The sequence below is a fragment of the Williamsia soli genome (assembly GCF_017377795.1).
Lineage (GTDB): Bacteria > Actinomycetota > Actinomycetes > Mycobacteriales > Mycobacteriaceae > Williamsia > Williamsia soli.
In genome coordinates this window covers 266,148-283,842 of the sequence record NZ_JAFRDR010000005.1, presented here as the reverse complement: position 1 = coordinate 283,842, position 17,695 = coordinate 266,148, and the positions used below count along the sequence as shown (strand labels likewise).

Below are 17,695 nucleotides of genomic sequence, written 5' to 3'. Positions count from 1 at the left end.
GTTGGAGAACCGCAGTGCGCGTGACCACTTCGGCGGTACCATCTAAGCGCTCGGGCCTCGGCAATCCCCGTTAATCAAGCAGCGATGGAGTTCATATGTCAGACGTCGACCGGGGAATGATCACCCCCGCGTACACCGGCCGATTCGCGGTCTCCGGCATTCCCGCCCTTCAGATCCCGGACGACTCGATGGATCCCGAGGTGGCCTACCGATTCATTCACGACGAGTTGATGCTCGACGGGAACTCACGTCTGAACCTCGCCACCTTCGTCACCACATGGATGGACCCCCAGGCCGAGAAGCTGATGGCCGAGACGTTCGACAAGAACATGATCGACAAGGACGAGTACCCGCTGACCGCCGCCATCGAAGAGCGCTGTGTCGCCATGGTCGCGGACCTGTTCAATGCGCCGGACCTCGACCCCACCGTGGCGTCCAGCGCGACCGGCACGTCGACGATCGGGTCCTCCGAGGCAGTCATGCTCGGTGGCCTGGCCCTCAAGTGGCTGTGGAAGGCGAAGAAGACCGGCGGAGACGAAGCCGAAGGCGGAGCTCGACCATCGACCGGCACTCCCAACCTGATCTTGGGCAGCAATGTGCAGGTTGTGTGGGAGAAGTTCTGCCGCTACTTCGAAGTCGAACCGCGGTACCTCCCGATGGAGGAAGGCCGCTACGTCATCACCCCGGAACAGGTTCTCGATGCGGTCGACGAGAACACGATCGGCGTGGTCGTCATCGCCGGTACCACCTACACCGGTGAGCTCGAACCGGTCAAGGAGATCGCCACGGCCCTCGACAAGCTCGCCGCCGACGGTGGCGTGGACGTGCCCATCCACGTCGACGCGGCCAGCGGCGGCTTCGTCCTCCCCTTCCTGCACCCCGACCTCGAATGGGACTTCCGGATCCCGCGGGTGGTGTCCATCAACGTCAGTGGACACAAGTACGGCCTGACGTATCCGGGCGTCGGATTCGTCGTCTGGCGCGACAAGACCTGGCTTCCCGAAGACCTCGTCTTCCGCGTCAACTACCTCGGCGGCGACATGCCTACCTTCACCCTGAACTTCTCCCGACCGGGCAACCAGGTGATCGGGCAGTACTACAACTTCCTGCGTCTGGGCCGCCAGGGCTATACCGACATCATGAAGTCCCTGTCCGATACCGCCCAGTGGTTCGCCGGGCAGATCGAGGAAGAGGACGAGATCGAGATCGTCACGGACGGTTCGGCGATACCGGTGGTCACCTTCAAGCTCCACAGTGACTGCGAGTTCACCGCATTCGACGTCTCACACGGCCTGCGTTCCTACGGCTGGCAGGTTCCGGCGTACACGATGCCTGACAACGTCTCCGACCTCGCGGTCCTGCGAGTTGTTGTCCGCGAAGGATTCTCCCGCGACATGGCCCGCGTCTTGCACCAGCATCTCGTCGAGGTCATGAAGGAGCTGCGAACCATCAAGTCGGACGGCAACCTGCCGCAGAAGCAGCACTTCGCCCACTGACCCCGCGCGGGACTCCCCCGACCTTCGGTGTTCGAACCGGATTTCAGGTAGTGCGCTACTCGCGGCAGCGGGCTCTGGGTCGTCGACCATCGACACATGCGCAATCATGGCGGCAGTCGAGTCAGCACCTACGTCTACGCGAACGATCCGATCCTGCAGGCAGGCGTGACGAGCACGCTTCGCATGTGTGCGGAGGTCCGGCTCGTCGCCGGGTGCAGCGTCGACAGCGCCGAGGTGGCGGTGGTGGTCGCCGACGCCCTCGATGACGCGGTGTACCGCAACCTCAGGGCGATCCAGCGCGGCGGCGTCCCCCGGACGATGCTCGTGCTCGGGTCGCTCGACGAGACCACGGTGGTGGCGGCGGCCGAGGCCGGCGTCAGTGGAATGATCCGTCGCACCGACGCGACCCGCGACAATCTCGTTGCACAGATCAAGCGGATCGCGGCCGGCGGTGGGGCCGTTCCCCCCGACCTGGTCGGCACCCTTCTCGAAGAGGTCGGATATCTCCAGCGCCGCGGCGGTTTTCCTCGCAGGCCGGCCGGCGCGCCACTGTCCGAGCGGGAGATCGAAGTGTTGCGCCTGGTGTCCGAGGGTTTCGACACCGCCGCGATCGCCGATGAACTCTGCTACTCCGAACGCACGGTGAAGAGTGTCCTGCACGGTGTCACCACCCGGCTGCACCTACGCAACCGAACCCATGCCGTGGCCTACGCGATGCGCGAAGGTCTGATCTGATCTGCTGTCATCCGGAGCGCATACTGGCCCGGTGAGGTCACATGGCAACTGACGAGCACGACACCGCCCAGGCCGGGGGCGACAGCTTCCTGACGGTGGCAGGGGTACGGCAAAGAGGCCTACATCTGGTCGATGTTCGCAGAGGGGGTTTCGTTTCTGCGGTCGTACCAGCAGGCGAACAAGGGTGCGGTCCAGCGCCGGGTCGGGTTGCTGAGCCCGGTCTTCCGAACTTCTGACCCCACCTTTCGGGCCGTATTCGCTGAGGATGCTGCCGCTCTCATCGGGCTCGCCGTCGCGTTCGTCGGCAACACCAGAGAGAACGACCTGGCCACAACGCTGCGCCATCTCGAGTCCGAGATCGAGACCGATCCGAGGGTGACCGAGGCGGTGTTGACGCTGGCGACGCCCGAGGAGGCGTCGCTCTCCGCTGACTGATCGCCACCCCCGGCGCCGAAGGATCAAAACTTCAGGTTTGGCTTCATTGATACTTTGCCGTCCAAATGTTCCCCGAAAAATTAATTCTGCATTTACGAGTATCAACTGTCCAACAAAAAGTCGACTGACCTGCAACAAAACCCTCAACTCGTGCGAACGTCGAGTTGTTGGCCATTTGGCCAGCAAACACCCGCCGAGGAGAGCCACGATGCACAGCAGTAACAACCTGCCATTGACGGTCGCAGATGCAGTCGAAATCCATTCCCGAGCCCATTCCGACAGACGGGGCACGGGCGACACCGAGACCGGCGCCCCGCGCTCGCCGCACCGGACCGATGCGTCCTCACCGAGATCCGGCGTCAACGATCCGAAGCTCATGCTGCGCGTAGCCAATGCGATTGAAGAGCAATCGGATTGGACCCGGGTCATCAGCAATGTGTCGATGGGGATGTGGTTCGCCGTGGCGGTTCGCCCCGGCGCATGCGGGTCGCTACTGAGCGGTTTGGCAGCGATGTACTTTCCCGAGACCCAGGTTTTCGGTGACCCCGGCAAAGCATTTCACGCCGCCGTCCAGGAAGCGCTGGTGATGAGTTGAGTGGAATGGAGCGACCGATGCCCGAACAATTGACCACCGGTGAGCGAGGCATTCGACCCTCGGCGCGATCGCCAGAAACTCAGACCGAACCGAACGTGACCGAGGTCACCCGCCGGCAATTCCGCCTCGAGAAAAATGCGTCGAAATATGCCTCCCCACCGACAAAAGCGCAGATCACCCGCGTGCTGCGGACGACCCGACCATCTCCTACGCTGGGGCCCAGAATCAGCGAGGAGATGTATTCGATGCCGTACCGAGACGCCGCACTGGCCGCCAAGGGGGTCGCTGCCATCCATCTCAGCGATGGTCGATTCACGGTGCCCGCGGCGTTGGCGGCAGACATTTCCCGTCAGCTCGAGTCGTCCCCGGAGTCGACCCGTGCAGTTGTCCTCACCCTCAGTGACAACGCCTGCATCCTCATCGCACCCGGTGACCCGTTGGTGATCTTCGTGCCTCGCACCGCCATCGGCGCCGAGGGTTGATCGCCGATGGCGAACGCCCGCGACATCTCGCATCTGATAGGAACAATCCCATGAGCGCACACGATTTCGATGCAACAACGCCTGACGGCGGAACCCAACCTCTCAAGGACTACGCCGGACAGGTCTTGCTGGTCGTCAATGTCGCAAGCAAGTGCGGCCTGACACCGCAGTACGAGGGCCTCGAACAGCTGTACCGGGACAAGAAGGACAGCGGATTCAACATCCTCGGATTCCCGTGTAATCAGTTCGGGGGCCAGGAGCCCGGAACCGCCGAGGAGATCGCCGACTTCTGCGACACCAACTTCAACGTCACGTTCCCGATCTTCGGCAAGATCGATGTCAACGGGGAGAATGCCGCCCCGCTGTACACCTACCTGCGGTCCGAGGCTCCCGGGGATTTCGGCCCGGAGTCCGGCTTCCTGTACGACCACGTGAAGAAGACGAGCCCCGACGCGATCGGCACCGACGACGTCAAATGGAACTTCACCAAGTTCCTCGTCGGCCGCGATGGAGCTGTCATCAAACGGTACGAGCCGACCGTGACGCCAGAGGAGATCAGCGCCGAACTCGACGCCCTGCTGTAGCGCGCGCGGGGGTCATCGGGTTGGTGGGGTCCGGATCGGGGTAGTTCCCTGAGATGACCCCTGCAGGCTCCAAACGACCCGCTGCCACCGGGCGTGATGCACATTTCGATGTCCTGATCATCGGTGGCGGCAACGCCGGGATCAGCGCGGCAGGCCGACTGCGCCGCAAGGGCATCGGCGATGTCGCCGTCATCGAGCCCCAACTGGTGCACACCTACCGGCCACTGCTGTCCTACGTCGGTGGCGGGCAGGCACCTTTGCGCAGCGCCGAGCGCACCCAGCGTTCGGTGACCCCGAAGGGTTGCACGTGGATCCGGGACTCCGCTGTGAGGGTCGATGCCGCCGAACGCGTCGTGCAGTGCGCTTCCGGTCGCCGGTACCGCTACGACGACCTGATACTCGGTCCCGGGCTGGTGCCCGACACCGCGGCACTGCCCGGGATCGATGCTGCCCTCGACACCCCTGCCGTGGCGAGCAACTACGTCGACCGGGCCGAGCAGACGTGGCAGCTGGTGCAGGCGATGCAGGTCGGTGGACATGCCATCTTCACCGTTCCGCGACAGCCGGTGAGTTGCACCGGGACGACGATCAAGCCGCTGTTCCTGGCTGCCGCACACTGGCGCCGCACCGGCCGGCTGTCCGGCATCGACATCACCCTGGTCGTCGACCGGCCTAGCCTTCTCGGGGTCGATGGGCTCGATGAGCGACTCCTCGGCCATCTCGATGATCTCGGGGTCCACCTCCGGCTCGGTACCGCGGTGACCGCCCTGAGCCCGGGTACGCAGGAGATCACCGTCGCCGACGAACCCGGGACAGCCGAGGTGCTGCCGTACGACATGCTGCACCTCGTACCCCCGTTCCGCGGCCCCCGATGGCTCGAGGAGTCGAATCTGACCGGAAGCACTCCCCACGGTCTCGTCGACATCGACTCGCGCACCTTTCAGCACCGCGCGCATCCGAACGTCTGGGCAGCCGGCGACGGCGCCGCCATCGACACCGATCCGTCCGGCGGTGGTCTGCGACGGCAGATCTCGACCCTCGTCGACAATCTGCTCGCGGCGCGATCCGGCGAAGCGCTGCAGGATTATGACGGCTACACGGTGGCCCCGATCGTCATCGAAGGCCACACTCTGATCGCCGCCGAGTTCGACCGGGACGGGACGGTGACGTCGTCACTGCCGTCATTCCTCGACCCGCTCAAGCCACGGCGTTCCGCATGGGCCTTCGACCGATACGGGCTGCCCAGGACGTACTGGAACCTGATCCTCAAGGGACGGTTGTAGATCAACTACTAGGATCGAATGTTCGAGGCGACGACGCGCCTGGCGACGATCGGAGAAGTGTTACATGGGTTTTGACCGTTTGGAAGAGATCGTCGCTGACGCACGCGCGCAAGGGTGGTTCGTCGAAGGATCTGCCAACGACGAACAGCTCGCCTTCCTCAGGGCCGCCGCAGCGGGGACAGAGGTTCAACAGATCGCCGAGATCGGATTCAACGCCGGGTTTTCCAGTCATGCGTTCCTCGATGCGAACCCCCGGGCTCGGGTCACGTCCTTCGATCTGGCGGAACACCAGTACGTATCGGCGTCCAAGAAACACATCGACGAAGAGTTCCCCGGACGACACACGCTGATTGCCGGTGACTCGCTGGAGACAGTTCCGCGGTTCGGCGACTCAGAGCCCGACCACCGGTTCGATCTGATCTTCATCGACGGCGGACACACATACGACATCGCCCGCGCCGACATCACCAACATGAGGCGGCTGGCCCACGAGAAGACCGTGCTCATCTTCGATGACCTGCTGCCACACAAGCCGTGGGGCGAGGGACCCATTCGTGCGTGGCAGTGGGCGATCGACAGCGGAACTGTCGTGCAGACCGGCCTCTACCAAGACGGCATCGTCGTCGACGCCGTACGCCCGGACGCAGCTCGCGGATGGGCCGTCGGGCGCTACGTGTGACCTTGCAGTGTGCGATACGGTCGCGGAGTTGGGGATCGAAGCCACGACGGTGCGTGCGGTTGCGGCCCGCGCGGAGTGCACCACCGGCCTGATCATGCACCGGTTCGGCTCCCGGTCTGAGATGTTGGTCCACGCACGCCAGACCCTCTTCGAACGTACGGCGGCACGTGCAGACAGCGCCGACAGTGCCGGCGGGATTACGGCGGCGGAGTGTCTTGCCGCCGTCGTCTGCACAGCATGACCGCTCGACGATGAACGCATCGTGAAGGCCCGCATCTGGACCGGGTTCGCCGCGGCCTCCATCGCCATCGCCCATGCTGACCTGCGGGAACTGATCAATCGGATTGCAGGTGCTGCGCCGTGATCGACCCTCGATTCGTCCTGATCGGTGCAGCCCTGTCGATGGTGGGTAGCTCGTGGTACGCGGTGCTGACCGTGCGCGGTGTCGTGCGCCCCAACCGGGTCTCGTGGTTCTTGTGGGCGGCCGCGCCCGCCATCGCGTTCGGCGCGCAGGTCGGCGACGGCGTCGGACTGCCTGCGGTGACCACCCTTGCGGTCGGCCTGGGACCGTTCCTCATCTTCTGCGCGTCGTTCGCCAATCCCTCGAGTTATTGGCGGGTCAGCAGATTCGACCTGTGGTGCGGCGTGGGCGCCGCGGTGGCACTGCTGCTGTGGCTGGTTCTCGACGATCCCGTCCTGGCCGTTCTCACCGCGGTGGCGGCCGACGCGATCGGCGGTATTCCCACCGTGATCAAGGCGTGGCGGCGACCCGATACCGAGCGAGGTTTTGTCTACTTGTTCGGCACCGCCAACGGAACCCTCGCGCTGTTGAGCCTGTCCGCATTCGACGTCGCGGCCGTCGCGTTCCCGCTCTACCTGCTTCTCCTCGGGCTCACCATGTGCTCCATCGTGTCGCTACGCGGGCGCCGATTCCACGCCGCAGCAGACCACTCCCCTCACCCGTCCCCGAAGAAACGGAACTGCTACCCACCACGGAGCTGTTCTGGATGCAGGACGACGGCGGCGAGGTGACGGCCACCCTGCGCGTCCTTGCCGACCACGACCCGGTTCATATCGGCCGGGTGGCGACAGCGACCACCGCACGGGGTCGCGGCTACGCGGGCCAACTTCTCACAGCCGCTCTGGCGGCGTACCCCGGCGCAATCGAGATATCCGCGCAGGCCTACCTCGAGCAGTGGTACGGCCGATTCGGATTCGTTCGCGAGGGGGACAACTACCAAGAGGCGGGCATCCCGCACCTGCGAATGCTGTTGACGCCCCGCTAAATACAGAGGAGTCGCCCCCGGAGTCAGTCCTCCGGCCCTGCCGCTGCGCCCGTTGATCTAGCGGCGATCAGTCGCTGGGCGACCCGGACGTCGGACCCGAGGCGCCGCAGATGTTCGACCAACTCGTCGGCGACCGCCATCAGGTGTTCATTGGTCAACGGATCAAGTGCGTCGAGAATGAACAGCGACGTGGTCGTGGCCTCGTTCAGCTGGGTTCGCCGGCCTTGGCGCCAGTTCCACCTCCGGCAGGTCACCCCGATGTCGTCACACCACACCACTTCCCCGGCGGCGGGATGTTCGATCACTTCTTCTCCACCGGCGACGGTGTCGAACTCTTCACTGCCCTCGGCCTGGATCAACCGTGGTGCACCCACGTATCGACTGAGATCTTCTCCCCCGATCGGGATCTGGTGCGACACCGAGATGGCGTTGTAGACGTCGGTCAGCCGGTTCACGCGCGGTAGTCCGTCCTGGGCCCTACGGAGCAGGGCTTCGGCACTGTTACGCGTGCGTTGAGGTTTGGCGCCAAAAGCCCGGTAGGCTTCGCGCCAGGATGCGATGTGCGGCAACTCTTCTACCGGTCGATCAGTCAGCCGGACCGACGCTTCTGCCGCCCGTAACAAGGTGTCACTCGTCTCGTCGCTCGGGCCTGGGACCAGGCCGTCGACCGCGACGAGCAGGGCTCGGTAGTCCGGCCGCAGAGCGAAGACCGCATCATCGACGCGGGCCCGGTCGAGTACATCTTGCATGTCTACCAACCTCTTTCGGCGAGCCGGTGCGGTTGTGGGATGTCGTCGACATTGATGCCGACCATGGCCTCACCCAGCCCGCGCGAGACCTTGGCCAGCACATCGGGATCGTCGTAGAACGTGGTCGCCTGCACGATCGCAACCGCCCGCTCGGCAGGATTACCGGACTTGAAAATCCCAGATCCGACAAACACACCCTCAGCACCGAGCTGCATCATCATCGCCGCGTCCGCCGGAGTCGCGATACCGCCCGCCGTGAACAACGTCACCGGAAGCTTGCCGCTCTCGGCAACCTCCACCACCAGCTCATACGGCGCCTGCAATTCCTTCGCGGCCACGAACAACTCATCCTTCGGCAACGACGTCAACCGACGGATCTCATCGCGAATCTTGCGCATATGGGTCGTCGCGTTCGACACATCACCGGTCCCCGCCTCACCCTTCGAGCGAATCATGCCCGCACCCTCGGTCAAACGACGCAACGCCTCACCAAGGTTGGTCGCACCACACACAAAAGGAACCGTGAACTGCCACTTGTCGATGTGATTGGCATAATCGGCCGGCGTCAACACCTCGGACTCGTCGATGTAATCCACACCCAAGCTCTGCAAAATCTGCGCCTCGACGAAATGCCCGATCCTCGCCTTGGCCATCACCGGAATCGACACCGCAGAAATGATCGAATCGATCATGTCCGGATCACTCATCCGCGACACCCCGCCCTGAGCACGAATGTCAGCCGGAACACGCTCAAGAGCCATGACAGCCACAGCACCCGCATCCTCGGCGATCTTCGCCTGCTCCGCGGTGACGACGTCCATGATCACGCCACCCTTGAGCATCTCGGCCATCCCACGCTTGACACGCGCGGTTCCGGTGCCGTTCTCCGAGGGTTGAGCCTGGGACTTGTTGTTGCTGGACATCTTTGAATCCTTCGCGGTAGGTCGGTGATGGTGCGCTTGGCGGGCTGTCGCTCAGGCCGTGGGTAGTGCGGTGTACGTGGTGACTGCACCGGCCAGTTCACGTTCAGAGGCGTCGGCGGAGTTCGTCAGACCCTCGACGACGCTGCTCTGGTTGCGTTCCGGCTGGTTTTGGGACATCTTCGCCTTGCCCTCCCACCGGGTGATCGCAATCTCGATGCCCACGATGGCCTTGAGCTGGCCGGCGATGAAATGTTCGGGGGCGTCGGTGACGGCCCACGGCCTCTCGCGGACGTGCTCGTGGCGATCACTGAGCGCGCTCACGTGCTCGAGGAGCCAGTCCGCGTCGTCGTGCACCGCGAGCGTGCCGTACACGTTGATGGTCTCGTAGTTCCACGTCGGAACCACCTTGCCGCCCTCGGCCTTCGTGGCATAGAGCGACGGCGAGATGTATCCGTCCAGGCCGGTGAAGATCGCCACCGACTCGCTCCCTTCCTCTGCTGCATGCCAGTGGGGATTCGCACGTGCCATGTGGGCAACCAACGCGTTTCTGTCGGGGTCGTACATCATGGGCAGTGGGGTGATCTGGAGCCCGTCAGTGCTGGGGGTGATCAGATGTGCCATCCCGGCGGTACGCAGCGCTGCTGCGATCTGCTCATCGGTCAACTCGAATTTGCGAGGGATGTACATGGCTCGAGTCTCCATTCGTTGACAGTGGACGGGCGGTGCCAGGTGCGCTGCGCAGCCAGGCTAACATTTGTCCTAGGACAATAGAAAGGCGGTTGAGGTGCAGCGTCGGATCAGCGGTTCCACGGCGGCAGCGATCGCCGAATCCGTTCGCGACCTTGTCGCGGTGGGACATTTCCAACCCGGTGACTCCCTACCGCCGATCCGTACGCTCGCCGGCGATCTCAACCTCAACCGCAATACCGTCGCCGCCGCCTACCGCCAGCTGGTCTCCATGGGTCTGGCGGTGACCCGCAGCCGCGCCGGCACGGTGATCACCGCACTTCCCCAGCCGGACGCCGAACTGGATCCCGCCCCGGGGGCCGTGGATTTGGCCAGCGGCAACCCCGATCCGGCGCTGCTACCTGACCTCTACGCAGCGGTGAACGCCTCGCGCAGTGAGCCGTCTGTGTACGGCGCCCCGGCGGTACACCCCGGACTACGCAGCGTGGCGCACGACCTCTTCGACGACGCCCCCGCGGGCGAGCTGGTGATCACCCACGGAGCGGTCGATGCGGTCGAACGACTGCTGGCCGCCCACCTGATCCGCGGAGACCTCGTCGCGCTGGAATCGCCGTGCTTTCTGGCCAGCATCGGCACCATCCGCCTCAATGGATACCGCACAGCCGCAGTTGCGGTCGACGAACACGGAATGACCCCTGACGGCCTGGATCGAGCACTCCGCGAAGGCGCGCGCGCTGTCATCATCACCCCGCGCGCCCACAACCCCACCGGGGCAAGCCTGAACACCGGACGCGCACAGGAACTCTCGGGCCTTCTAGAGGGTTATCCCGAAGTCCTCGTCATCGAGGACGACCACCTGTCGATGGTCGCCGCTGCCTCCTATCACCGGGTCACGCCCGCCACGACCCACCGCTGGGCGCTGATCCGATCGATGGCCAAGTTCCTAGGACCCGACCTGCGAGTCGCGCTCACCTACACCGACCCGGTCACCGCCGACGCCCTGGGGGCACGCTTGCGCGCCGGGAAAACCTGGGTCAGCCACCTGCTGCAAGGCGCGGCCGCCCACATGTTCACCGATCCCGACTGCATGGCCCTCGTGAATTCCGCCCGCCTGACCTACCAACGCCGACTCGCCGATCTCACCGCGGAACTGCTGCAGCACAACATCACTCCGTTTGGTGCTCCAGACGGGCTGAACCTCTGGATCGACCTACCCACCGATCTGGACGCGGGCACGCTCCACACCGAACTCGCCCACGCGGGCTGGGCGACCCAACCCGGACACATCTTCACCGCCGGCGACGCTCCCCGGCCCAACGCCCTGCGCGTCACCACCGCCAGCCTCGACCAGCCCACCACCGGCCACTTCGCCGCGGCCCTGGCGGGACTACTGCACAGAAAAGCTGGGGATGGACCATCCGCATCCCACGCCACGTAGTGGGGGCTCGCTACTTCGCGCAGAAGAAGAGGCGTCACCCGACAGCTGACAGGGAGCACCGCCGCGGCGCGAACGTAACCGCTTGCGCCGCGGCTGAGAGTTACGCCTCGGTGTCGGCGGCCGCGACGCCGAGGATCCAGGTCACCCCGAAACTGTCAGTGACCATTCCGAATCCGGCGCTGAACGATGATGCCGCGAGTGGCTCGACGATGCTGGCGCCGACCGTCAACTTCTCCCAGTAGCCCTGCACCTCGTCGAGAGTCTCACCTTCCACGGAGACGAAGAACGGCTGATCGGTGATCGTGGTGCCATTCTCCCGATGCGTCGACCCTGCGCCCGCAATCGATCCGCCGGACCGTCCCGGAATGTCGTACGCCATCACACGGAAACCATCGGCGGTGGTCACCTGCCCGAAGACGACGTTCGAGACCCCAGGCGCATCCGCCGGCATCCCGAAGTCTTTATAGGTGGTGATCACGGTCTGTCCTCCGAACACGGATTGATAGAACTCCAGCGCCGGCCGGGCGTCGCCGTTGAAATTGAGGTGGGTAGTGGCCGAAATGCTCATCTGTGCTCCTACGATTCGTCGCCGGGGTCTCCCGACGACAACCACATTCGCAGCCGTATAGGTCAGCTTTTGTCCTAGAAGGGACATAACCTCGGACCCATGACCACCACCACGTCACGGCTGCTGAATCTGCTCTCGCTGCTGCAGACCCGGCGCGACTGGCCTGGCTCACTGCTCGCCGACAGGCTCTCCATCAGCGCCCGCACGGTGCGCCGCGACATCGACCGCCTCCGCGAGATGGGGTACCGCATCCACGCCACACAAGGACCCGACGGCGGGTACCGCCTCGACGCCGGTACCGAACTGCCACCCCTGCTGTTCGACGACGACCAGGTCATCGCTCTCGCCGTTGCTCTGCAATCAGCCACCGCCACCGGCGTCGGCATCGCCGAGGCCGCCATGCGGGCGTTGACCACCGTCCGGCAGGTCATGCCTTCCCGGCTTCAGCACCGCTTGAACGCGGTGCAGTTCACCACCATCGACATCAGGCCCGGCGCCGCAGTGCACGCGACGGTCTCACCCGAGGTCCTCATCGCCCTCTCGACAGCAACCCGCGCCCACGAGATACTGCGCTTCGACTACGAACCCTCCAGCACCGCTGCGGCATCCGTCGCCCTGCCCCCGAGGCGAGTGGAGCCACACCACCTCACCACCGCAGGTGGCTACTGGTACCTCGTGGCCTGGGATTGCGATCGCAGCGACTGGCGGATCTTTCGCGCCGACCGCATCAATCCCCGCACCCCCACCGGCCCCAAGTTCACCCCACGAGCGGTGCCCGGCGGTGACGTCGCCACGTTTGTGGCAGCGCGCTTCAAAGGCTCGCACGGCGAAAACCGTTGGCCGTGCACCGGAAAAGTCATTCTCGACCGGCCCGCGAGCTACGTACGCCCCTTCGCCGGCGATGGGATCGTCGAAGCCCTCGGACCCACCCGATGCAGCCTCCACACCGGCGCCTGGTCATGGATCGGCCTCGCCGCATCCCTCAACCAATTCGACACCGACATCGAGGTCATCGAGCCACCCGAACTCACCGAAGCATTCGCACAACTCGCGGACCGCAACAGAACCACCGCGACCACCCTCGGGAGTCAGTGACGCGGCACAGAAGAATCACCCTGCACACCGCCGGGTGCGTCAATGCAGCGCCGGTGACGAGTCGCGCTGCAAGATGAATCCCGAAGCCGTTCTTGGGCGCACCGCCCTCGCCCTTTGACCCGATAGCGGGTCCTCGGCGCCGCTCAACGAACCAGCGACATCTGCGACAGGATGTCTGATCACTAGCTGGGCTGCGACCGATCCTGTGCTGTTGCGATTATCGAGGTGAACGCAGTTCCGAGAGTGCCGGCCACCGATGCCGCCTGACCGAGATAGCCGTTCACCATTGCCCCATCTCGCAAGAGCATCAATTGCTTTGCAACAGAATCGGGCTCAGGAACTCCGGCCTCTGCTGCGATGTCAGCGAAATAGTTGAGTGTCCACTGACGATGGACAGCTACGGCTTCCCGAACCGGGTCCGAGGCGTCAAGGAACTCCGCTGCCGCATTGATGAAGGCGCAACCCCGGAATCCGGGGCTACAGCTTGCAGCCCCGATGTCCACGGCGAGCGCGCGTAACGATTCCACCGGCTGATTCGGAAGACGCACCCCTTCCATCCAACCCCGCTCCCCCGCTGCCTGCTGCTCGAGGTATGCGACCACGAGATCGCTCTTCGTACGGAAGTGACGGTAGAAGGTGACCTTGGTGATGCCTGCCGCTGCGATGATGCGGTCAGCGCTCGTCGCGCGAATCCCATGGGCATAGAACAGCTCACTCGCAGCGGTCAGGATGCGCGCTCGCGTGGCCGCACCTGACGTGGTGCGCACCGTCGCATCCGGGACTTGGGCACTCACGGCTTGCTCTCCTGTCGGTCAGTTGCTCGATCGCTGAGCACACCCTATAGTCGCCTATGTAGACGAACTAGTACCCCTACATGCTGAATCGACCGGGCTAAAGGAAAGCAATGACCACTACACTCTCGAGCTCAACAACCCCGCAGACTCGTTCACTGCGCCGTATTTACCTTGTCCGCTTTGCATTCGCTGCTGCATGGGCCGCCATTCTGATCTCGACCTCACCTCCCGTCGGACCACTCTTGAGTGTCCTGCTGGTCCTCTACCCGCTCGTCGACGCCGCAGCAGTCTTGTGGCAACTGCAGACCGAGGGCCGCCACACTGCCCCACGCCTGACGGAGATGATCAACGTCGGCGTCAGCCTGGTGGTCGCCGCGACGCTTGCCTGGGCGTCAACCGCGTCCGTCGCCGCCGCCCTCGGTGTCTGGGGCGCCTGGGCTGCGGCCTCTGGAGCGACGCAACTCGCGACCGCCCTACAACGACGCCATATCGGCGGGCAGACACCACAAATCATCAGCGGCTCGTTGTCGATCGCGGCCGGGATCGCCTTTCTAGTGGAATCATTCCGAGACACAGACACCATCACGGGCGTAGGCGGCTACGCCGCACTCGGCGGGATCTTGTTCCTCATCTCCGCCATCCGCTTAGGCACTCTCGAACGGCGGCAGTAGACGCGGATCTCGACTCTCTCTGTCGCTCAACGCATTTCCGCTACCCGAGAGAGGGCTTGGGGTACCGATTATCGGCGTAGCGGTAGATCAGTGGCAGCGAACACGCTGGATCGGCGGGCCGTTTCGAGATAGAGCTGATCAGCTGGCCGGAGCGTGCCGTCCTAAAGTCGAGCGCGAAGCGCGCCGAGCAATCGAGAAACAGCTTCCAATACTCATTCTGTCGTGACATGCAGCCGGTAGCGAGACGGTACGGGTTGGACAGACGCTGCCAGGACGACCCTGCGCCGACCGTCGCCGCTTCTGTCACCCACTCGCCGACCAGATAAGAGGAGGAAGCCGCCCGAAGCCGAAAGCTGTCCGCTGCCGTGCGGTAATCGGCTGGCGTCGGATCGGCCGAGCGCCCACGACAGTCTGAGCCATGCGATCGCCGAGCTAAATGAGCGCGCGGACGCTGTTCCTGGCCCACAGCAATGGCGACGGTGAGCTCATCGGCCGCGTAACCGTCCATGCTCATACGCCCGTGCGGCGACACCGTCGTCGCAGCAGTACCGGTCCGGTCCCGTTTCAGGCAGAGCAGACCAAGCATTCGCCCCTGGTCGTCTGTGACTGCCAGACGTCGTTCTCCGCTGCGGTTCAGCCGCGCAGTGATGTCGATGATCGGGGTGGATGGCCGGGTTGTGCGTCCCGCCAGCCGCCCGACACTGATCGCCTCGGTGGAGTCGGGGATCGATGTCCGTAGGTCCGAACGGGTAATGGTGGTCAGCAGTCGCCGTCCTCCATCGACGATGAGCACCATGTGCATGTGGTCATCATCCAATTCCCGACGGACGGCGCCCACGTCCGAGCGGTCCCCGAGCGTCTTGAGGATGGTCACCATCGCGTCCCCAGCGGTGCATGGCTCACCAACATCCGACAGGGTTGATGCCGGTCGGTCGGTGAACTGGGACAGACCGGGAACCGTGTACGGCCCGTTTGCTCGGGGGTCGCACGGCATTTGGTCCACTCGGCTCCGTCTATTGTCGCCGGCCCGGGCAAACAGCCCTGCCTCAGGCAGAGGGGCGTCTGGGCCTAGGCCTCGACACGTTCCAATGTCACGGGAATGCCGGTGAAGACGGGCTGCAGGGTCAAAGTGTCCGGCATCCGGTCGATGATCCGGTTCACGTTCTGCTCCAACCATCCGTGATTGATGTAGACGGCCGCATCACCCAGGGCGGCGTCGACCTCGGCGCGGCCCTCGACGGCACCCGAGGCGCTGCTGACCCGTACCAGATCCCCGCTGGTGATCGCGTGATCGCGCGCAGCCGCGGCGCTGATCCCGATGGGCGGCGCCTCGTCCGACCCTTGTGCGTAGACCCTGCTGTTGAGGCTCTTCATCCGCCGCCCAGCGACGAGCCGCAAGCCGCCGCTCTCCTGCGGCAGCGCCGCCGTCAGTCGGTCGAGCAGGACGCGCGGCGCCAAGCGCCAACGTCCGCCTGGCAGCATCTTCTCGTGCACCCACCCGATCCCGGTCGGGACAGGGGCACCGTGGGACCCACCTGCGAACACCTCTTCGGCGAAGTCGGCCCGCGCGCGGGCGAGATGCCGGACCACCGTGTCGTCGTCAGAGGTGTCCGGGTCCAGCCCGTCCAGCACGTCTTTGCCGAGCCGGCGTGCCAGCTGCGCAATGATCCACCAGGACTGCTGCCGCTCTCCGCCGGGAGGCACGACAGCGGGACTCAGGTACGAGCGATCGATGCCCTGCAAGGGCTCATGGATGAAGCTGGTCCGTTCTGTCACCCAGGCGCACGGCATGGCATGGGTGGCCATCTTCGTCATCTCGACGTCGAAGGGGTCGATGACCACGAGCACGTCCAGCTTCGCCAGAGCAGCGCGCATCCTGTCCGGATCGGGAACCGAGGTCAACGGGCTGCCACCGAAGACAATCAGTGCCCGTACCTGGCCGGACTCGATCTCGTCCGGCAGCGTGACACTGGGAAACTGACCCAGCATACCGTCGAGATCAGGACGGCTGGCCGGCCCCGGAGAGACACTGCCGTCCTCAGGTGCATGAAAGGCCCATGCCGGCCCGTCGAGCATCCCATTGTCGGCGGCGAGGTACTTGAGGCCGCCTTCGACATCGAGCGAACCAGTGACGATCATGATGGCCAGAGCGAGCCACTCGGCCACGACGCCCTCGGGCTGGAACCCGAGGCAGGTTCCGCCCAGGACCACCACCTTGCCGTGGCGCCGGATCGCCGCCAGGAGCTCGATCAGGTCGTCGGCCGCGAGGTCGGTTCGTGCCGCGACCACGTCCAGGGTAAAGGGCGCCACGGTGGCGCGCAGCCGCTCCACATCGGCGGGGTCACAGGCCGACGCGACCTCATGTGCGTCGTATCCTTCGTCGAGAAGTTCGCGCAGCAACCAGGCCAACAGGAAGATGTCGGTACCAGGACGTGGCGCGACGTGCCGGTCGGCCCGTTCAGCGGAGGTCGTCCGTCGCGGATCCACCACCCACACCTCACCGCCACGTGCCTGGAAGCCACGCAGTCGCTGCGGCAAGTTGCTACGCGCCGACCCGATCCATCCGCCCGAGGTCGACGGGTTGGTACCGAGCATCACGCACAGTGTGGGCCCCTCCTCTGGGAACCAGCTCGGATGCAGGAAGGGAATGCCGGTGACGAGTTCGGCAGCGCGCAACCTGGGGGCGACGTCCAGGGTCATGGGTGAATACACCTGGTTCGATCCCAGCTGCTCCAGGAGGTCCAGCATTGGATAGGCGCCGCCGCTGAAGGCCTGACCGGTCGCGTAGTAGCCGGCGACGCTGTTCGGCCCGCCCTGGGCGATGAGCTGCTGAATCCTCCCAGCCGCGTCGTCAAGTAGGGCGTCCCAGGTGACTCGTTCACCGTGCAGTCGCGGGAAGTCGAGTCGCTGGTCGCCGTAGTGACGTTCGGGGAGTGCCCGACCCTTGGAGCAGGTATACCCGGCCGACGCAGGGTGCTCGCGATCGCCGATGACGTTCACGAGACGACCGTCTTCGACGGTGGCGATCATGCCGCACATGGACATGCAGAGTTCGCAGTTGAACCGCACCGTCTCGACCATGGGTATCCCATCCCTCTGTCAGCATCCGTATTAAGAACAACTGACCCTGTACCGGTCTAACGATCGATAGAGTATCTCGGTGTGACACAGGTCGCAAGAGTCAGCACCTCCGCG

The 17,695-nt window shown here is 64.7% G+C and carries 21 protein-coding genes; 14 read left to right on the top strand and 7 right to left on the bottom strand.

Going from position 1 to position 17,695, the window contains the following annotated elements:
• Positions 1–95: 95 nt before the first annotated feature.
• The 11 genes from gad to J3S28_RS15645 all read left to right on the top strand — a co-directional run bounded on the left by gad (position 96) and on the right by J3S28_RS15645 (position 7,575).
• Positions 96–1,496, top strand: coding sequence for a glutamate decarboxylase (gene gad, locus J3S28_RS15690; protein WP_207841662.1), 1,401 nt, complete (start codon positions 96–98; stop codon positions 1,494–1,496).
• Positions 1,497–1,592: 96 nt separating this feature from the next.
• A complete protein-coding gene (locus J3S28_RS15685; RefSeq protein ID WP_207841661.1) occupies positions 1,593–2,231 on the top strand; it encodes a helix-turn-helix transcriptional regulator in 639 nt (212 codons plus the stop codon).
• 132 nt (positions 2,232–2,363) lie between these two features.
• Positions 2,364–2,666, top strand: coding sequence for a hypothetical protein (locus J3S28_RS15680; protein WP_237341627.1), 303 nt, complete (start codon positions 2,364–2,366; stop codon positions 2,664–2,666).
• Between the two features lie 208 nt (positions 2,667–2,874).
• Positions 2,875–3,261, top strand: coding sequence for a hypothetical protein (locus tag J3S28_RS15675; protein ID WP_207841660.1), 387 nt, complete (start codon positions 2,875–2,877; stop codon positions 3,259–3,261).
• 17 nt (positions 3,262–3,278) lie between these two features.
• A complete protein-coding gene (locus J3S28_RS15670) occupies positions 3,279–3,743 on the top strand; it encodes a hypothetical protein (RefSeq protein ID WP_207841659.1) in 465 nt (154 codons plus the stop codon).
• 50 nt (positions 3,744–3,793) lie between these two features.
• Positions 3,794–4,327, top strand: a complete 534-nt coding sequence (locus tag J3S28_RS15665) for a glutathione peroxidase (RefSeq protein WP_207841658.1) — start codon at positions 3,794–3,796, stop codon at positions 4,325–4,327.
• A gap of 53 nt (positions 4,328–4,380) precedes the next feature.
• Positions 4,381–5,610, top strand: coding sequence for an NAD(P)/FAD-dependent oxidoreductase (locus J3S28_RS15660; protein WP_207841657.1), 1,230 nt, complete (start codon positions 4,381–4,383; stop codon positions 5,608–5,610).
• A gap of 64 nt (positions 5,611–5,674) precedes the next feature.
• Entirely contained in the window at positions 5,675–6,289 is a 615-nt protein-coding gene (locus J3S28_RS28370; protein ID WP_237341626.1) for a class I SAM-dependent methyltransferase, read from the top strand.
• A gap of 28 nt (positions 6,290–6,317) precedes the next feature.
• A complete protein-coding gene (locus J3S28_RS28365; RefSeq protein WP_237341625.1) occupies positions 6,318–6,530 on the top strand; it encodes a TetR family transcriptional regulator in 213 nt (70 codons plus the stop codon).
• Positions 6,531–6,649: 119 nt separating this feature from the next.
• Positions 6,650–7,321 (top strand): hypothetical protein, encoded by a 672-nt coding sequence (locus tag J3S28_RS15650; protein WP_207841655.1) that lies wholly within the window; start codon positions 6,650–6,652, stop codon positions 7,319–7,321.
• On the top strand, positions 7,297–7,575 hold the full coding sequence (locus J3S28_RS15645) for a GNAT family N-acetyltransferase (RefSeq protein WP_207841654.1): 279 nt from the start codon (positions 7,297–7,299) through the stop codon (positions 7,573–7,575). Before J3S28_RS15650 ends, J3S28_RS15645 begins: the two co-directional genes overlap by 25 nt.
• A gap of 23 nt (positions 7,576–7,598) precedes the next feature.
• Here the strand turns inward: J3S28_RS15645 and J3S28_RS15640 are convergent, their stop codons facing one another.
• The 3 genes from J3S28_RS15640 to J3S28_RS15630 are packed head-to-tail and all read right to left on the bottom strand — an operon-like array spanning position 7,599 to position 9,934.
• On the bottom strand, positions 7,599–8,324 hold the full coding sequence (locus J3S28_RS15640; protein ID WP_207841653.1) for a B3/B4 domain-containing protein: 726 nt from the start codon (positions 8,322–8,324) through the stop codon (positions 7,599–7,601).
• A 2-nt stretch (positions 8,325–8,326) separates the two neighbouring features.
• Positions 8,327–9,247: a pyridoxal 5'-phosphate synthase lyase subunit PdxS gene (gene pdxS / locus J3S28_RS15635; protein WP_207841652.1), complete on the bottom strand. Its 921-nt coding sequence runs from the start codon at positions 9,245–9,247 to the stop codon at positions 8,327–8,329.
• 51 nt (positions 9,248–9,298) lie between these two features.
• On the bottom strand, positions 9,299–9,934 hold the full coding sequence (locus J3S28_RS15630) for an FMN-binding negative transcriptional regulator (RefSeq protein ID WP_207841813.1): 636 nt from the start codon (positions 9,932–9,934) through the stop codon (positions 9,299–9,301).
• Between the two features lie 97 nt (positions 9,935–10,031).
• Here J3S28_RS15630 and J3S28_RS15625 point away from each other — a divergent pair, with 97 nt between their 5' ends.
• Positions 10,032–11,372: an aminotransferase class I/II-fold pyridoxal phosphate-dependent enzyme gene (locus tag J3S28_RS15625; RefSeq protein ID WP_207841651.1), complete on the top strand. Its 1,341-nt coding sequence runs from the start codon at positions 10,032–10,034 to the stop codon at positions 11,370–11,372.
• A 100-nt stretch (positions 11,373–11,472) separates the two neighbouring features.
• On the opposite strand, the gene J3S28_RS15620 is transcribed toward J3S28_RS15625, so the two are convergent.
• Positions 11,473–11,940, bottom strand: coding sequence for a VOC family protein (locus J3S28_RS15620; RefSeq protein ID WP_207841650.1), 468 nt, complete (start codon positions 11,938–11,940; stop codon positions 11,473–11,475).
• A 99-nt stretch (positions 11,941–12,039) separates the two neighbouring features.
• Here J3S28_RS15620 and J3S28_RS15615 point away from each other — a divergent pair, with 99 nt between their 5' ends.
• Positions 12,040–13,035 (top strand): helix-turn-helix transcriptional regulator, encoded by a 996-nt coding sequence (locus J3S28_RS15615; protein ID WP_207841649.1) that lies wholly within the window; start codon positions 12,040–12,042, stop codon positions 13,033–13,035.
• Between the two features lie 182 nt (positions 13,036–13,217).
• On the opposite strand, the gene J3S28_RS15610 is transcribed toward J3S28_RS15615, so the two are convergent.
• Positions 13,218–13,829: a TetR/AcrR family transcriptional regulator gene (locus J3S28_RS15610; RefSeq protein WP_207841648.1), complete on the bottom strand. Its 612-nt coding sequence runs from the start codon at positions 13,827–13,829 to the stop codon at positions 13,218–13,220.
• 110 nt (positions 13,830–13,939) lie between these two features.
• Between J3S28_RS15610 and J3S28_RS15605 the strand changes: the two genes are divergently transcribed.
• The gene (locus tag J3S28_RS15605; RefSeq protein WP_207841647.1) at positions 13,940–14,500 is read left to right on the top strand and encodes a hypothetical protein; all 561 of its coding nucleotides are present in this window, start codon (positions 13,940–13,942) and stop codon (positions 14,498–14,500) included.
• 40 nt (positions 14,501–14,540) lie between these two features.
• Here J3S28_RS15605 and J3S28_RS15600 read toward each other — a convergent pair whose 3' ends face one another.
• Positions 14,541–15,377, bottom strand: coding sequence for a CBS domain-containing protein (locus tag J3S28_RS15600; RefSeq protein ID WP_207841646.1), 837 nt, complete (start codon positions 15,375–15,377; stop codon positions 14,541–14,543).
• Between the two features lie 191 nt (positions 15,378–15,568).
• Positions 15,569–17,581 (bottom strand): molybdopterin-containing oxidoreductase family protein, encoded by a 2,013-nt coding sequence (locus J3S28_RS15595; RefSeq protein ID WP_207841645.1) that lies wholly within the window; start codon positions 17,579–17,581, stop codon positions 15,569–15,571.
• Positions 17,582–17,695: the final 114 nt, after the last annotated feature.

Excerpts from the sequence above, each read along its gene's own strand:
- J3S28_RS15630 (WP_207841813.1), bottom strand. The coding sequence starts at position 9,934 with ATGTACATCCCTCGCAAATTCGAGTTGACCGATGAGCAGATCGCAGCA.
- pdxS (WP_207841652.1), bottom strand. The coding sequence starts at position 9,247 with ATGTCCAGCAACAACAAGTCCCAGGCTCAACCCTCGGAGAACGGCACC.
- J3S28_RS15600 (WP_207841646.1), bottom strand. The coding sequence starts at position 15,377 with ATGGTGACCATCCTCAAGACGCTCGGGGACCGCTCGGACGTGGGCGCC.
- J3S28_RS15670 (WP_207841659.1), top strand. The coding sequence starts at position 3,279 with ATGCCCGAACAATTGACCACCGGTGAGCGAGGCATTCGACCCTCGGCG.
- J3S28_RS15680 (WP_237341627.1), top strand. The coding sequence starts at position 2,364 with ATGTTCGCAGAGGGGGTTTCGTTTCTGCGGTCGTACCAGCAGGCGAAC.
- J3S28_RS28370 (WP_237341626.1), top strand. The coding sequence starts at position 5,675 with ATGGGTTTTGACCGTTTGGAAGAGATCGTCGCTGACGCACGCGCGCAA.
- J3S28_RS15640 (WP_207841653.1), bottom strand. The coding sequence starts at position 8,324 with ATGCAAGATGTACTCGACCGGGCCCGCGTCGATGATGCGGTCTTCGCT.
- J3S28_RS15665 (WP_207841658.1), top strand. The coding sequence starts at position 3,794 with ATGAGCGCACACGATTTCGATGCAACAACGCCTGACGGCGGAACCCAA.
- J3S28_RS15685 (WP_207841661.1), top strand. The coding sequence starts at position 1,593 with ATGCGCAATCATGGCGGCAGTCGAGTCAGCACCTACGTCTACGCGAAC.
- J3S28_RS15615 (WP_207841649.1), top strand. The coding sequence starts at position 12,040 with ATGACCACCACCACGTCACGGCTGCTGAATCTGCTCTCGCTGCTGCAG.
- J3S28_RS15645 (WP_207841654.1), top strand. The coding sequence starts at position 7,297 with ATGCAGGACGACGGCGGCGAGGTGACGGCCACCCTGCGCGTCCTTGCC.
- J3S28_RS15660 (WP_207841657.1), top strand. The coding sequence starts at position 4,381 with ATGACCCCTGCAGGCTCCAAACGACCCGCTGCCACCGGGCGTGATGCA.
- gad (WP_207841662.1), top strand. The coding sequence starts at position 96 with ATGTCAGACGTCGACCGGGGAATGATCACCCCCGCGTACACCGGCCGA.
- J3S28_RS15595 (WP_207841645.1), bottom strand. The coding sequence starts at position 17,581 with ATGGTCGAGACGGTGCGGTTCAACTGCGAACTCTGCATGTCCATGTGC.
- J3S28_RS15620 (WP_207841650.1), bottom strand. The coding sequence starts at position 11,940 with ATGAGCATTTCGGCCACTACCCACCTCAATTTCAACGGCGACGCCCGG.
- J3S28_RS15675 (WP_207841660.1), top strand. The coding sequence starts at position 2,875 with ATGCACAGCAGTAACAACCTGCCATTGACGGTCGCAGATGCAGTCGAA.
- J3S28_RS15605 (WP_207841647.1), top strand. The coding sequence starts at position 13,940 with ATGACCACTACACTCTCGAGCTCAACAACCCCGCAGACTCGTTCACTG.